Genomic DNA, 15,402 nt, shown 5'->3' on the forward strand with positions numbered 1-15,402 from the left:
CAGCCCATGGAGGATAATTTGCGGAAAATCACCTATCCGCCCACCGAACGCATCGACGTGACCGAGGAGCATTTCGGCCGGACTGTCGTGGATTCATACCGTTGGCTCGAGAATGATGCACCGGACGACCGCGCCGTGGCGGCCTGGATCGAGGCGCAGACTGCGGTCACACGTAAGCATCTCGACGCGCTTCCCGGCAGGGAGCATTTTCGCAAGCGAATAGCGCAACTGCTCGATTACGATCGCTATACCGTGCCGCGCAAGCGCGGCGACCGATACTTCTTCAACGTCATCAAGGGGAATGAAAACCAGCTCTCCCTCTATGTCCGTGACGGCGTCTTCGGCGAAAGTCGCGTGCTTATCGATCCCAAAACGTGGTCGGAAGACGGTGCCGACGCGCTGACCGACTGGAGCGTGTCCGATGACGCCCGCTACGTCGCCTTCGGCGTACAGGAAGGCGGCACCGACTGGCGGACCATCAAGGTGCTCGACGTCGAGAGCGGCAAGGAACTCGGCGATGCGCTCGATGGCGCGCGCTTTACCCGCCTCGCCTGGGCGCCCGACGGATCGGGCTTCTTTTATTCCCGCATGCCGAGACCCGCAAAGGGCTCAAGCAAAGGATCGGTCGTCGCCAATCACGCCGTTTACTTCCACAAGCTGGGTACGGGCCAGGCCGAGGATCGCCTGATCTACTCGACACCTGATCGCCCTGAACTGCTTCATGGAGCGGACCGTGTTTCCGGTGGTCGCTACCTGACCATTTCTTCGACGCCCGGCACGAGCGAAAGCGCTTTGACCGTCGTCGATCTCGAGGCGAGCGACTGGACGCCCCGGACTGTCGTGGCGGACATGGATTCCGCGTGGTCCGTCATCGGCAATAGCGGCAGCACGCTGATCCTCACGACGACGCACGGAGCCGAGCGCGTGCGCATCGTCTCCCTGGACCTCTCCGAGGAAAACCCAGAGCCGAAGGAGATCGTCGCCGAGGCCGCCGACGGCGCGGTGCTGGACGCCGTGGTTCTTGCCGGCGATACGCTGCTGGCGAGTTATCAGATCGACGTCAATACGGAGATCCGCCGCTTTACGCTCGATGGAAAGCCGGACGGTACCGTCGATCTGCCCGGGGTCGGAAGTGCCCGGTTTCTGGAAGGCGACGCCAAGGAGGCCTTCTTCGTCTTCACCAGCCATGACGCGCCGATAGCGATCTACCACTACGACCTGGCCTCCAAAGCCGTCACGCCCTGGGCGGAGCCGAAGCTGCCGATTGACCTCGACAGCATTCATGTCGAGCAGCGTTTCTATCGCTCGAAGGACGGCACCGAAGTGCCGCTGTTCCTGATCCGTCGCAAGGATGTCACCAGCGCGGCACCCACTCTGCTTTACGGCTATGGTGGTTTCGGCATCAGCCAGATCCCGATCTACAATCCGATCCAGCTCGCGTGGGTGGAACAGGGTGGGGTGCTGGCCGTCGCCAACATTCGCGGAGGTGGCGAATATGGCCGGGCATGGCACCGCGCCGGCCAGCTTGAAAACAAGCAGAACTCTTTCGACGACTTCATCGCCGCCACCGAATTCCTGAAGCGGACGGGCATCACCTCACAAGACGGCCTTGCCATCCAGGGCGAGTCCAACGGCGGACTTCTGGTCAGTGCCGTCACCAACCAGCGACCCGAGCTGTTCGACGTGGCGCTGCCGGGTGTCGCAGTCACGGACATGCTGCGCTACGACCAGTTCACTGGCGGCGGATTATGGAAAGGCGAGTTCGGCAGTCCTTCAGAAGAACGGCACTTCCGTAACCTCATGACCTATTCGCCCTATCACACGATCCGACAGGGATCGGATTATCCGGCAATTCTGGCGACAACGGCAGATGCCGACGACCGTGTCGTGCCTGCCCACACGTTCAAATACATCGCCGCTCTGCAGGCCGCGGATCTCGGCGAAAAACCACGCCTCGTGCGCACCGATACGCGCGCGGGCCACGGCGCCGGCATGCCAATCGACAAGGTCATCGCCCAGCATGCCGACATGTGGGCCTTCGCCGCCTACTGGACGGGCCTGAAAATGCTGCCGACCAAATGAAACGCTTGAATGGGAGAATGAAGAAAATGACTAAGAAACCCACCAACCATCTGGCTAAAGCCGCGACATCTCTCTTCGGAAGTGTCTTGGTCACCTTGACGCTGGCAAGTTGCACGACTGCTGGCGAAGACCGCCATGACGACAGACACCGATGCTCACACGACAGACACTATGACGATTGCATGTACATGCAGCAGCATCGCCGCGATCGCGAACAGCTCATTAACCAGGAAAGAGCCCTCATCAATGCCGAGCAGGCACGCGAGAATCTCAGAATGCTGCGGGAGATCAGAAGAAAACGCGGGGAACATCATTGAGCGCTACCGCTTTTGTATTCGATAGCAGGAGACAAGTCCGATGAATGAACGATCGCCGGTTTCAGCGAAGGATCGAGTATCCGAGATACTGAGGCGCAACGAACGGGCCATGATGGCCGCCATTCTCAAGACATGCGACGAAGTCGCGTGGGCCACCGCAGATGAACTCAAGTTGGCAGGTGTCGAACCCATCAAGATGAGGGACGGCTATTTCTCTTCGGTCGCACTTCATCAGCTGTTTCTACATCAATGCGGCGCGGACATGGAAACGAGCAAGGGCGGCGATCCGAAACGCGCCGCCCAGTTGCTTCTCGCCGGGAGGAGAATTTCCGCCCATTACTGGGAAGGCATCGATGCGAACGAACAAGCAGGCAGGAGCGATATAGCTATGGACGACGAAGAAAGGCGCGAACTCGCCGAGAGTGCACATAAAGCGGCATCTAGGGGCGTTTTGCGGGCTCTCATCGAACAGGCGAATGCGACCAATCCGGATCTGCGCAACCGCATCACCACCGATATCGAGGCTTTTGTCGCAGAGCTTGCGCCGCAATCGGAGACGGACCGCTATTTTGCCGAACTTGTGCGGGAGAACGTCGAACTGCTGCTGCAATGATTAGCAAGTTGATACCCGTTCAGTCATCTTCGGGGGAATGCTAAGAGCGATATCGCTCATGCAAAAAGTTGCGTAAACTAATGTTTTATATAAATAAATTATAGCTCGATTTAGGATGGTGAATGGTTCGATCCCCATCAAGAGCTTGATGCTCGTCTCGTCGCCATTTAACTATCGGTTTGAAACCGAGGCCTAAGGGACCCTTTGTGCCTCCCTGACACGATCCCAGTCGCAACCGCTCTCGAAGTGTAATGTAAAAGCGATAGGAGCCCACAAAGTGACAGTCACTTTGTGGGCTCCAAACCCACTTTTTGCAGTCAAAGCGTTTTTTGAGTTTCACCTTTGGCGATCGACGATGTCGCGGGAATGCCTTGATATCCCGATATCGATTCAGCGCTCGCCATCCCTGGAGAATTCGAGGTGCCGCCGAGCAAATCGCGGGTAGCCTTCTCAATTCGGTCACCAATCTCTTTGTCGACATTGCGCCAGTAATTGAAGGCACGCACCAAAATTGCCTCACTTACCCCGTCGGCGAGATGCCCTGCGACATTTTTGACGAAGCGTTCACGTTGCGCGTCGTCCATGACCTCGCGTACGAGCGTGCCGGGCTGGCTCCAATCGTCATCATCTTTGCGCAAGGAGTAGGCTGCTCGCACCATGTCGCCATCGGCAAACCATGTTGCCTCTCCTCCTGTTTCCGGTTGTGCGCCAGGGCCGCCGTATGAGTTGGGAGCATAGACCGGATCAAGTGCGTTCACCGTCCGGCCGCGCCCGGCACGGGAATAAGAATGGACTTCCGCTGCCTTAGCCTGATTCACGGGGATTTGCTTATAGTTCACTCCGAGGCGGGCACGGTGTGCGTCGGCATAAGAAAACCCGCGCGCGAGAAGCATCTTGTCAGGGCTCAGTCCAATGCCTGGCACCATGTTGTTGGGTTCAAATGCCAGTTGCTCGATTTGGGTGTCCCAATCCACTGGGTTCGTATCGAGGGTTAGCTTGCCTACCTCGATCAGAGGGTAATCCTCGTGCGGCCATGTCTTGGTGAGGTCGAATGGGTTGATCCGGTATGTCTTTGCATCGTCGAACGGCATCACTTGGAACTTCAACGTCCAACTTGGAAACTCGCCTTTGGCAATGTGGTCGAACAAGTCACGACGGTGATAGTCTCCGTCTTGCCCAGCCATCTTGTCAGCCGCGTCTTGTGTCAGATGCGCGTTACCGTCGCCCAGATCGGTGTGGAAATGCCACTTGACCCAACACTTTTCGTCTGTTTCGTTTATAAGCATATAGGTGTGGCTTCCGTAGCCGTGCATCTCGCGCCAGTTTTTTGGCACGCCGCGATCGCCCATAAGGTACGTGACCTGGTGCGCACTTTCAGGGCTAAGCGTCCAGAAGTCCCACTGCATATCATGGTCGCGCAGTCCGTTGTCGGCCCGGCGCTTTTGGCTGCGGATGAAATGCTGGAACTTCATAGGGTCGCGAATGAAGAAAATCGGCGTATTATTGCCGACCAGGTCGAAATTACCGTCTTCTGTGTAGAACTTGACCGAAAAACCACGTGGGTCTCGCCAAGTGTCGGGGCTACCGCGCTCACCAGCTACGGTGGAGAAGCGAACTGCCGTCTCTACCCTTGCTCCGGGTTGAAGGAATTTCGCTTTGGTGAATCTTCGTATGTCGTTCGTTACTTCAAAATGGCCGAACGCGCCGCTTCCCTTGGCATGGGGTTGCCTTTCAGGGATCCGCTCTCGATTGAAATTCGCCATTTGCTCGATCAGGTAGTGATCGTTCAGTACGATCGGGCCGTTTTTTCCTACCGTGAGTGAGTGCTCGTCACTCTGTACAGGAACACCTGCATCGGTTGTCGTGCGGGGAGCGGATTTTTCGTCTGCCATGGACCTGCCCTCGGAGTGTGTGTTGGGGATAGGTCTACAAAACGGCAGCTTGAGCGCTAGGTTCCATAGCGACTACTGGACGGGATGGCCGCAGCTCCAGACCAGAATTAAAGGACGCGTGATCGTAATGACATCGGCACCGCTATCTGCGTCGAGCCTTTCCTCCCAGTCAATAGCATCCATTTTACGTGAGCTTGTTGCCCGCCCGCTTTTCATGCCGAGAATCCAGGCGCTTCCCATTGCGTGGCAACTTAGCAGATAAGGGCGAGGGAATGACAATGCAGTCGGATCAATAATTCAAGCAGCGCGGTGTTGGCTCTCGTGCTGAAAGAATGCGATTTTCCGTTCGTATGTCGTCGGTTCGAATCCCTTCAAGAACTTTATCTGAAGCACTCCAAGGTTCAATCGAATACTCGCGAACAACCGCAGTCCAGATCGAAAAACATTAGACCTTGCTTGGCAGTTTAGTTTGGGCCTTAACCGCTATCGAGCTACGGCTCATCAAAAGCCGTTGCTCTGACCTTTAGGTCCTTCCCAGCCGGATTCTGCTGGAAAATCAGCCCGCCACCGACCTTCGAGTGCCCAGGAACGAAGTCCAACACGGTTTCGGAGCTTTCCAGAACCAAAGCCCGCTCTCTTAATTCACCTCGAATTTTCACCTGGGACGCAGTTGCACTAGAATCGTTGTGAATTTCGAACAGAACCTGAAACCCATCGCTGCGCTCTTCTGTCCTCACAACGTTTCCATGAAGGTTGGGTGACGTGTCTCGGTCCATCACCCCATCCTTCCCTATCCAGACGATCACGACGAGGACGATGATTCCTGAGACGGCGCCTGTTATCCATTCGATCCAGTGAGGGGCACCGGGCTCAATGTTTTTATCATTGGAGATTTTTGTCATTGCAGCCTCACAGGATCAGGCGAGCGGCCGCCGCGCCGATGGCGCCGGGGAAGCTCAATATCACGATGGTCATCAGGGTTTGAGTGGATCCGATGTCATCGGTTCTGTGAAACGTCCACAGGCAGTAGGCACTAATCAAACCAGCGATCAGATACCCAGGCAATGTGAAACGGACAAAGGCATGCCAACTCGGTGTGCCCTCGGCGAGATCATGGCTGCCCCTAAAAGACAGGGCGTATACAAAACCATGCATCACCACCAACGAGGCGGCGATGATCACGAGGGCGTGCCAAGGCGTCATCTTATATGACAGTAGGATCATTTCTTCCGTGGGCGCGACGTTGAGGTTGAGGAACAGGGCACCGACAGCCATGAGAAACAACTCACCGGCGTAGCTTGTCTCCCCTTCGTGAACAGGGTCGCCATCGTCACCTTCCTCCTCGACACCTTCCTCACCCGACTGCCCACCAAGTTGGCTTCGACCCAGCATCGCACCGATACTCGCGGGAACGGCCTGGAGCGCGATCATCCCGATGATCTCGTGCGCTGACTGGTCGTGCTTGATGACCCCCATCGCGACCAGGATCAATGCGCAGGAAATGATACCAAGAGCATAGGCAATGCTGGCATCCCGGACTGCTTGCCGCCATGTCGACGTCTCTTCGAAACCCACCCTGTCGGCGAGAATGATCAGCAGAGGGATGTTGGCGAGGAGCAGCAAGAGGAGCCGGGTGCGGTCGATGTAGACGCCCAGCTGCCACATCTCCATCGTCATAAGCATCGGCAGCGCGAAAAGGAGGGCTCCCGCGATACCGCGGGCAATCCCTGCGAAAAATTTGCGGGTGTTAAAATCCTCGCGCGTCGTCGCAATATCCATGCCGCTTTTCCTCTAAGCAAAGAATTCCCACCAGACCAAAATAGAGGCAGCGGCATTGGGGTCCAGAGCAAATGGGGGATGAACAGCGCAAAGAGTCGGAGGGAACCTCCAGGCAGCTTGTATGATGCGTATTGGTGGAATGCCTCTCGACGGGCGTAATGAGAAATCTGTCCCACGATCCTTGGACGCCGGCCGTGGCGCCAAACTGGCTCTATAACGGAAAAATCCATCCAGAAAGCCGAAACTGTGATGCAACATCGGTGACCTATTTCCACCCCCGCAGGGACCAACGAGGCCATAGAATCAGCTTTCCCTACCGGCGCGGGTGATAGGGCGTGATCTTGCCGCTGGTGACCGGAATGAAGGCACCCGTCATGTCGCTTCTACGTTCAGAAGCCAAAAGGAAGTAGGCTCCTCCAGCAGGCTGGCCGGTGCGGCCGATTAGGTCTGTTGTCCGATCTTCGCGGCTTTTTCGGCCGGCAGGTGGACGGAATAATGGGTTCCAGATCGGGCCGGAGGCGCCCGGATTCACGCGAATGCCTTTTCAGCAAACATTTCCGCAAGCCCGGCCGAGAGGCAATCTGCGTATGACGATGCCTGGCGATATGGGGATGGGCTTTGGCTCTTCGCGCAACTGTCGAAATCTTTGCCGGAAAGCCGACCTGGCGGGCTCGGGACTTCGATGCATGGAACCAATCACGCAGTCATGCGCTTGCCAGCGTATCGGCTGTGATTGGGAGGGCCCCTGTGTGATCAACGACCTCTGGTACAAGAACGCGATCGTCTATTGCCTCTCTGTTGAAACCTTCATGGACGCCAATGGCGATGGGGTCGGAGATTTCCAGGGTCTTCAGCGCAGGCTGGATTATCTGGCGGGCCTCGGTGTCAACGCAATCTGGCTGATGCCGTTTCAGGCGTCACCGGGCCGCGACGACGGCTATGACATCTCAGACTATTACAATGTCGATCCTCGTTATGGAACACTCGGTGACTTTGTCGAGTTCACTCATGGTGCGAAACAGCGCGGCATCAGGGTCCTGATCGACCTTGTCGTAAACCATACGTCGGATCAGCATCCTTGGTTTAAACAGGCCTGCGCCGACAAGAATTCCCGCTACCGCGACTGGTACGTGTGGTCAAAAAAAAGGCCCGACAATGCCGACGAGGGCATGGTCTTTCCCGGTGTCCAGAAATCGACATGGACGCGGGACGAAAGTTCCGGCGAATATTACTTCCATCGTTTCTACGAATTCCAGCCGGATCTTAACACAGCCAACCCGCATGTGCAGGCCGAACTCCTGAAGATCATGGGGTTCTGGATCCAGCTCGGCGTTTCCGGCTTTCGCATGGACGCGGTGCCGTTTGTCATCGCCGAGAAGGGCGCGGACGTGAAGAGGTCAAAACCACAGTTCGACATGCTGCGCAGTTTCCGCGAGTTTCTGCAATGGCGCATGGGCGACAGCGTCATTCTTGCCGAAGCCAATGTGGTGCCGAAAGAGAATCTTCAGTATTTCGGTGAGGACGGCGACCGGATGCAGATGATGTTCAACTTTCATGTCAATCAGGCGCTGTTTTATGCGCTCGCCAGCGCCGACACACGTCCTCTGGCCAAGGCAATGCACGAAACCCAGGAACGACCGCAGACTGGGCAGTGGGGTATCTTCCTGCGCAATCACGATGAGCTTGACCTTGGCCGACTGACGGAAAAACAGCGACAGACGGTATTTTCGGCTTTCGGCCCGGATAAGAACATGCAGCTTTACGACCGCGGTATTCGCCGCCGTCTGGCACCAATGGCGGCGACATCCGCCGTCTAAAACTGGCATATAGCCTCATGTACTCGCTGCCCGGTACCCCGGTACTCCGCTACGGCGACGAAATCGGCATGGGCGATGATCTTGATCTGCCGGAGCGCAACTGCGCGCGCACACCTATGCAATGGTCAAACGAACCGAATGGCGGCTTCACGAAAAGCGACAGCCCGGTCCTGCCGGTAATATCGGAAGGGCCTTACGGCTACGATCACCTGAATGTTGCCTTTCAAAGGCGTGATCCCGAGTCCATGCTCAACTGGACAGAACGGATGATCCGTATGCGCAAGGAAGCGCCGGAGATTGGCTGGGGGACATTCAGCGTTCTCGGTTGTGGTGATGCGGGCGTGCTTGCCATGCGATACGACTGGCGCAACAACGCCGTCATCACCATTCATAATTTTCATGATCGACCGATGCAAATCGAGTTCGCAGCCGGCGAAGGTGGCGACCTGCTCATCGATATCTCCGACGGCAGCGATAGCCGTACCGACGGGAAGGGGCGACATCATATGGTCATCGAGCCCTACGGCTATCGCTGGTATCGTGCGGGTGGTCTCGACTACCTGCTGAAGCGCAGCGATGTTTGAATCATCTGAGCTTCTTTTCTATTAGGTCTGCAGCACGGCGAAGGCCTCGTAAGGCTTGAGTTCAAGCCGCGGTGCTCCAAGCTCGCGTGGTTCGTAGTTATGGCTCAGGCATACGCCTATGATACGAATGTCGGCGGGTATTTCGATCGATTGCGGTTGTGGTTTGAAATTGGCGATCACAACAAGGCAGGACGTCCCCAGCGTTCTTGAGTAAACGAAGACATTCGGGTCATCGTCAAGCCAGGATTCAAACTTGCCGTAGACGATGACCGGGTGGGTTTTACGCAAGGCAATGAGCCGTCGGTAATGATGCCAGATTGAACTCGTGTCGGCGACCGAGTCGGCGGCATTGATGGATTTGTAGTTTTCGTTGACTTCAATCCATGGAATTCCGCTCGAAAATCCTCCTGCGGCCTCATTGCTCCACTGCATGGGCGTACGGGCATTGTCGCGGCTGCTTTCGTTCGCGCCCTTGAGAAAATCGTCTGCCAGCCGGCCGGCATCGAGGTGCAGCTTGTGCATGTTGAGTGTCTCGATATCGCGATATTGTTCTATCGTCGTGAACGGCACATTGGTCATGCCGATCTCTTCGCCTTGATAGACAAAGGGCGTTCCCTTGAGGAGATGCAGCACAGTTGCCAGCATCTTGGCCGATTCCACCCTATACCCCGCAGCATCACCGTAACGGGACACCGCCCTTGGCAGATCATGGTTGCCCCAGAAAAGGGAATTCCAGCCATCCGTCTCCAGTGCACGCTGCCATTTGCCCAGGACCGTCTTGAGAGCGACAAGATCCAGCGGTTTTGGCCGCCACTTTCCGTAAAGCACGTCCCATTGCAGCGTGACATGCTCGAACTGAAATACCATGGACAGTTCGGCCCGGTCCCGGCTCGAATAGAGCATGGCCGTTTGCGGGGTCGCGCTCCACGTCTCGCCCACGGTCAGCAGATCGCGGTGGCCATAAGTCGCCGCATTCATTTCCTGAAGATAGGTATGGAGCTGCGGACCGTCGGTGACGATTTTTTGGTCGGCGTCCTTCCCGATATAATCGATGACGTCCATGCGGAAACCGGCAATACCACGGTCAATCCACCAGTTCATCATGCTGTAGATTTCAGCGCGAACCCTCGGGTTTTCCCAATTGAGATCCGGCTGACGACGGGAAAACAGATGCAGATAGTATTCGCCACTTGCTTCATCGAATGTCCACGCGGGGCCGCCGAAAGATGACTGCAGATCGTTCGGTGGGCCGCCATCCGTTAGCGGTTTGCGCCAGATGTAGAAATCTCGATATGGATTGTCTTGCACGCCCGTCCTCGATTGAACGAACCAGGGATGCTCATCGGATGTGTGGTTGACGACGAGGTCGAGAATGATCCCGATCCCACGGGCCTTTGCCTCAGCAACGAGGCGATCGAAATCGTCGAGGGTGCCGAATTCCTCCGCAATGGCGCGGTAATCGGAAATATCATAGCCGTTATCATCCATCGGCGAACGATAGATAGGAGATAGCCAGATCACGTCGATGCCAAGGTTTTTGAGATAGTCCAGCCGGGAAATGATGCCGGCGATGTCTCCGATGCCGTCACCATCCGAATCGCTGAAGCTGCGAGGGTAAATCTGGTAGGCCGTTGCTGTGTGCCACCATTCTTTCAGTGGCAATCCAGGTTCTGTTAAGGCTGTAATCTGGTCCACGCATCGGCTCCCGTCCTGACGACATATCGATGGGAAACACCGTCCCAATGCAGATGTTCCGCCATCGCGACACGGTGGTGGAGGGCGGCGCGCTCAAGCCCCATGTGTCGCTTGAAATGCGCAATGCTGAGCTATGCGGACAGTCTGTACCTCAACCGGATTTTTTCCCGATTTCTTCGTCGCGGTTCATCGAGCCCCGGTGCTCGGCAGCATCACGCTCCCACCCGAAAACACTGCGGCCACCCCGGTCGTGCGACTGCGCGAACTCCCCGGCAACGATCTCCTTCAGATCTGGCCCGGTGACATACCGCTCCATCTGCCGTGCTTGGGCGTCGAGCCTTTGCAAGGCTTGCAATTCCTCCTCGCGTCCCAGACGAGCCTTTCCGACCGCCGATTTCATAACGCGGATCGTCTCGTCATAGACTTTTAGCGGAACCGGGAAGGGATGACGATCCTTGCCACCATGGGCCAGTGAGTAGCGAGCCGGATCGGAAAAGCGGCACGGTGTTCCATGCACCACTTCCGAGACCATCGCTAACGCGCGAACCGTTCGCGCACCGACGCCCGGTGTCAAGATAAGTTCCTCGAAATCCTTTGGTCCACGGTCGGCCGCCGCTGCCATCGCGCCGTGAAGACGCCGCATGTTTATATCGGACTGCCGCACATCGTGATGATCCGGCATGATCAGATGTGGAAGCGACGGTTGCTCTGCCGGTCCCCGTGGCGATGTCGGCGGCTCCAGCGCCGAGAACTCACGTAGGATGCGATCGGGACCCAATGTCGCGAGCAAATCGAGTTGGCCCAAACGCGACGGTGCTGCCCTGTGGTCGGCCAGATTGACGATATTGCCTTGCTGCCTGCCCTCGATTGCGGAATGCGGATTATCGATGAAGCTGGTCATTCCCTCCGACAGCCAGTGATAACGACGTGCTTGCCGCCTGTCGCCATTCATTCCTTGCTGAACGACCACCCATTTTCCCGTATCGGTGACGATGAAACCGTGAAGGTAGAGGTCAAACCCGTCCTGGACGGCTGCACTATCGACTTTTGCCACGAGGCGGCTGGCACTGACCAGCCCCTGGCCGTCAAGACCAGCGCGCTCCGCAATAGCGACAAGTTCGTCTGGCGTCCTTCGTGAATGCTGTCCCCGACCGCCACAGACATGGATACCAAGTTCGTTTGCCATGGGGTTGAGGCCGCGCTTCAGAGCGCCGAGGACACTGGTCGTAATGCCGGAAGAGTGCCAGTCCATCCCCATGACACTTCCGAACGATTGGAACCAGAAGGGATGGGCCAGACGCCGCAGGAGTTCGTCGCGGCCATAATGGATGACGATGGCTTCCGATATGACGGCGCCCAGCCGCGTCATCCGTTCGCCAAGCCAGCGCGGCACGCGCCCGCCGTGAAGTGGAAGATCGGCACTGCCCGCTCGTTTGACCATGTCGCGCTTATAAGGCGAGAAGAACGTTTCTGACAGGAAAATCGGTGAGATCGCCTGGTTCCATCATGTCGGTAAGGGCTTACCCTGCCACAGATCCGTGACGCCCCCTGTTTTGCCCAAAACCGGATCGCTCGATGGTGCCGGCAGCGACAATATTGTTTTCAAATGCTCCGGCGAGGCAAAAGTTGTCAGGAGATCGGCTTCCTGACCCGGCGGGTAGGCGCCAATGACCTGAAAGTCGCCAGAGCAGCTAAGGTTCATATGGCCGGTGCCGGCCGGTAGGAGAAGGCAATCTCCTTCTTCGACTGTGATGGCCGCGCCGTCCGGTCCGCCGATCAGCAAGCTCGCATTGCCCTTTTGAATACCCAAAACTTCATGCGCGGTGGAATGATAGTGTTGGTAATCGAAGACGCCATTGGTCCACAGGCGGCCCCATCCGTTAGAACGAAAGAGTGTTTCAAAAGTCATACCGTGCAAGGGCGCAGCTTTGTAAACGAGGACGGGAAAGCGCTGATTGTTCGGCACGAAGCTGCTTTCGCGAAAAGACAGCGTCTGAACCGTCATTTCGAACCCTCTGCGCCGTCTGCCTCGGTCACTGAAGGAAGAAACGTTTCCACATCCCGCTTCTTTTCCTCCGGCAGGGTCGCGATATGGTCGTCCCAGAACCGCGCAGCTTCCGGTGGATCTCCGTCCCATTCGCGCGAAGACCCGAGATTGTCGTCGATCACCGCAATTCTGCGGCCACCAAGGGTCCGATAGTCATCCGCGAGGCGTTTTGATGTATTCTCCATCTGGTTCTCCTTTCATGAGCGTCCGTGATGAAACCGAGCGTCCGCCAATCTTGTTCCAACGGTGGTTGTACAGGTCGTTTCCAGGCGAGCGCCCTCCTAATGAGCAAAACGAAAGCGGTCCCCAGTTGCACTTGGAAACTAGGCCTTGCGCTGCTTGGTGCGCCAAATTCACGCGGATATGCGTGCGGCCATAATGGATGGAGGCCGCCAAGTTCTGATTTGGCGACCACCATCCCAAGACGAGCTCGCGGCCACCGATATGGATGAAGTCGGATCAGAGCTTGGCCGTCGGGTAGGTGGGCTCTGCTTCCTTGCGGGCCAGAAGATCGCGAATTTCCGTCAGGAGGCGAACGTCTGCCGGCGGCGGTGCTGGCGGTGTTTCGCCGGTCTTCTCGTGATGTTCGACCTGATGGCGCAGGAAGTTCACACCCTTGACCATCAGAAAGATGATCCAGGCAAGGATCATGAAGTTGATGAGCACGGTTATGAAATTGCCGTAAGCCAATACTGCGCCCTGTTCCCTGGCTGCAACAAGTGTCGGCGCGTTGACGGCGGAAGACAGCGGGAAAAAGTAATTCGAGAAGTCGAAGCCGCCGAACAGCGCTCCGACGACCGGCATGATGATATCATCGGTCAGCGATTTGACGATGCCGCCAAAGGCGCTGCCGATGATCACACCGATAGCGAGGTCCATGACGTTGCCGCGCGCGATGAATGCCTTGAACTCGTTGATAACGCTCATTTTCAGCCTTTCGCTTAGAGGATGAAGGCTGAACGGCGAAGCCGTTGGAGATGTTCCGACTCAAGCACCGCTTAGCCAAGGGATCTTCGCCGGAAAGACTGGTTGTGGGGCGCTCCGGCCGCCGGCTGAAGCGCCCCTTGTGTTTTTGCATTACTGGGGCGGCTGCCCGTTCGAAGCTGAAACACCACCATCGACCGGCAGGTTCACGCCGGTTACGAAACACGCATCCTCGCTGGCGAGAAAGGCAATGACGGAGGCGACGTGTTCCGGCTGTCCGGGCCCTCTCAGCGCGAAGCGTTCGTTGAATTTCTCGAGCAGTTTTTCGTCGCTCATCATGTCTTCTGTCATCTCGGTGCGGGTGAGACTTGGGCAAACAGCGTTGACGCGCACGCCTTCCTTGCCGTGATCCATCGCCATCGCGCGGGTGAGGTTGACCACACCGCCCTTGGCGGCGTTATAGGCGGCCATCGACCAGTCGCCACCCGTGCCGGACACCGATGCGGTGTTGACGATGGAGCCGCCGACATATTTCAGGTGGGGCAGGGCGGCCCGGCTCATGAAAAAAACGCCATCAAGATCAGTTGCCATGACCTTGCGCCAAGCATCGGTCGAGAGCTCATCGACCTTGCCCTGCGCATGGACACCTGCATTGTTGACTAGCGTGTCGAGCCTACCGAAACGGTCAGTCGTTTCCTTGAAGATCTTTTCCGCATCGCTTTCGATGGAAACGTCCGCTTCGACGATCAATACGCGGTCCTGCTGAAATCCGCTGGCGGCTTTTTCGAGCTTTGATTTTTCCCGGCCGACGAATACGACGCGAGCGCCTTCATCAAGGAACCGCAATGCGGTGGCTTTGCCGATGCCGGAGCCGGCGCCCGTAACGATAACAACCTGGTTTTCAAATCTCTACATGGAATGTCTCCGCATTGAATGATCCTCCGAATGGCAACGGGGTGACGGCTAGAGTGTTCCCACCTGAAGGGCTGTGCTGCTACGACTGACATCACGTTCGAGTGCGCAGGGAACCGGGACGTCGCGGGCCAGTTCTTCGATGGCCTCAAGGAGGAATTTTCAATGATCGACAAAGAACAACAGCAACGCGAACGTGCCTATAAAATCTGGGAGGACGAGGGCCGTCCGGACGGTGCACATGCCGATCACTGGCAGCGCGCAGAACGCCCCGATGATCTGGCCGACCAGGAGAGCGACGATGTCACGAAGGTCAATCAACGGGCTGACGACGAGTTTGCAAATGACAAGGACGAGCCGGATAATGGCGCAGACATCCGTCCGCCATCGACTGTCGCGCCGGATTAAACCTGCTGACCTGCGGGCTCAGCCCGCACATCTCAAGCGGTGGTCGGCGGCGATTGAATAGACGCGTTCCAGCGCATCACGGTCGCTGACGCGGTCGTCCGACATGGCCATTATCGATGCCCGGCAGATTCTCTTGTCCGAAGAGCTATCGCATCGGCTGGTGACGAAATCATAGAGTTCATGATCGCACAGTCCGTCGATCAGTCCGCGGACGAGTGTGTCGTAGACGCTGGTCAGTTTCCGGCCCATATCGTTTTCCGCCATTACCACGGGTTGGACTTGTGAAGAAAACGGAAGCGACGGCAAATAGTTTCATGGCTGGACCGTGGATG

At 57.0% G+C, this 15,402-nt stretch carries 13 protein-coding genes and 2 pseudogenes; 5 read left to right on the forward strand and 10 right to left on the reverse strand.

The annotated features are described in order from the left end of the window. The first annotated feature begins 18 nt into the window (after positions 1 to 18). The 3 genes from AAIH70_RS20925 to AAIH70_RS20935 are packed head-to-tail and all read left to right on the forward strand — an operon-like array spanning position 19 to position 3,012. Positions 19 to 2,082, forward strand: a complete 2,064-nt coding sequence (locus AAIH70_RS20925; RefSeq protein ID WP_430035356.1) for a prolyl oligopeptidase family serine peptidase — start codon at positions 19 to 21, stop codon at positions 2,080 to 2,082. Between the two features lie 26 nt (positions 2,083 to 2,108). Beyond that, positions 2,109 to 2,399 (forward strand): hypothetical protein, encoded by a 291-nt coding sequence (locus tag AAIH70_RS20930; RefSeq protein ID WP_430035358.1) that lies wholly within the window; start codon positions 2,109 to 2,111, stop codon positions 2,397 to 2,399. A 40-nt stretch (positions 2,400 to 2,439) separates the two neighbouring features. Then, complete coding sequence (locus tag AAIH70_RS20935; RefSeq protein WP_430035359.1) at positions 2,440 to 3,012, forward strand: hypothetical protein; 573 nt, start codon at positions 2,440 to 2,442, stop codon at positions 3,010 to 3,012. Positions 3,013 to 3,329: 317 nt separating this feature from the next. Here the strand turns inward: AAIH70_RS20935 and AAIH70_RS20940 are convergent, their stop codons facing one another. From AAIH70_RS20940 to AAIH70_RS20950, 3 genes are all read right to left on the reverse strand, one after another. Beyond that, entirely contained in the window at positions 3,330 to 4,904 is a 1,575-nt protein-coding gene (locus AAIH70_RS20940; RefSeq protein ID WP_430035360.1) for a catalase, read from the reverse strand. A gap of 491 nt (positions 4,905 to 5,395) precedes the next feature. Next, on the reverse strand, positions 5,396 to 5,806 hold the full coding sequence (locus AAIH70_RS20945; protein WP_132277646.1) for a hypothetical protein: 411 nt from the start codon (positions 5,804 to 5,806) through the stop codon (positions 5,396 to 5,398). A 7-nt stretch (positions 5,807 to 5,813) separates the two neighbouring features. Beyond that, entirely contained in the window at positions 5,814 to 6,683 is an 870-nt protein-coding gene (locus AAIH70_RS20950) for a TIGR02587 family membrane protein (protein WP_430035362.1), read from the reverse strand. 749 nt (positions 6,684 to 7,432) lie between these two features. On the opposite strand from AAIH70_RS20950, the pseudogene AAIH70_RS20955 reads away from it, so the two are divergent. Next, a pseudogene (locus AAIH70_RS20955) lies at positions 7,433 to 9,084 on the forward strand (alpha-amylase family protein). Positions 9,085 to 9,105: 21 nt separating this feature from the next. On the opposite strand, the gene AAIH70_RS20960 reads toward AAIH70_RS20955, so the two are convergent. From AAIH70_RS20960 to AAIH70_RS20985, 6 genes and pseudogenes are all read right to left on the reverse strand, one after another. Continuing rightward, complete coding sequence (locus tag AAIH70_RS20960; protein WP_245519268.1) at positions 9,106 to 10,746, reverse strand: glycoside hydrolase family 13 protein; 1,641 nt, start codon at positions 10,744 to 10,746, stop codon at positions 9,106 to 9,108. A gap of 184 nt (positions 10,747 to 10,930) precedes the next feature. Next, positions 10,931 to 12,220 carry a DUF763 domain-containing protein gene (locus tag AAIH70_RS20965; RefSeq protein WP_430035364.1) on the reverse strand — a complete coding sequence of 430 codons (1,290 nt, stop codon included), beginning with the start codon at positions 12,218 to 12,220 and terminating at the stop codon, positions 10,931 to 10,933. Positions 12,221 to 12,283: 63 nt separating this feature from the next. Beyond that, the gene (locus AAIH70_RS20970) at positions 12,284 to 12,784 is read right to left on the reverse strand and encodes a cupin (protein ID WP_430035365.1); all 501 of its coding nucleotides are present in this window, start codon (positions 12,782 to 12,784) and stop codon (positions 12,284 to 12,286) included. Further along, positions 12,781 to 13,011, reverse strand: a complete 231-nt coding sequence (locus AAIH70_RS20975) for a hypothetical protein (protein WP_132277656.1) — start codon at positions 13,009 to 13,011, stop codon at positions 12,781 to 12,783. Before AAIH70_RS20975 ends, AAIH70_RS20970 begins: the two co-directional genes overlap by 4 nt. A 274-nt stretch (positions 13,012 to 13,285) precedes the next feature. Continuing rightward, a complete protein-coding gene (gene mscL, locus AAIH70_RS20980) occupies positions 13,286 to 13,753 on the reverse strand; it encodes a large conductance mechanosensitive channel protein MscL (protein ID WP_430035367.1) in 468 nt (155 codons plus the stop codon). Between the two features lie 150 nt (positions 13,754 to 13,903). After that, positions 13,904 to 14,647: pseudogene (locus AAIH70_RS20985) on the reverse strand (SDR family NAD(P)-dependent oxidoreductase); the annotation flags it as partial. A 180-nt stretch (positions 14,648 to 14,827) separates the two neighbouring features. Here AAIH70_RS20985 and AAIH70_RS20990 point away from each other — a divergent pair. Next, entirely contained in the window at positions 14,828 to 15,070 is a 243-nt protein-coding gene (locus AAIH70_RS20990; protein WP_430035369.1) for a DUF2934 domain-containing protein, read from the forward strand. Between the two features lie 18 nt (positions 15,071 to 15,088). On the opposite strand, the gene AAIH70_RS20995 is transcribed toward AAIH70_RS20990, so the two are convergent. Beyond that, positions 15,089 to 15,319, reverse strand: a complete 231-nt coding sequence (locus AAIH70_RS20995; protein WP_132277664.1) for a hypothetical protein — start codon at positions 15,317 to 15,319, stop codon at positions 15,089 to 15,091. Positions 15,320 to 15,402 lie beyond the last annotated feature (83 nt).

Source organism: Neorhizobium sp. BT27B, assembly GCF_050455485.1.
GTDB lineage: Bacteria > Pseudomonadota > Alphaproteobacteria > Rhizobiales > Rhizobiaceae > Neorhizobium.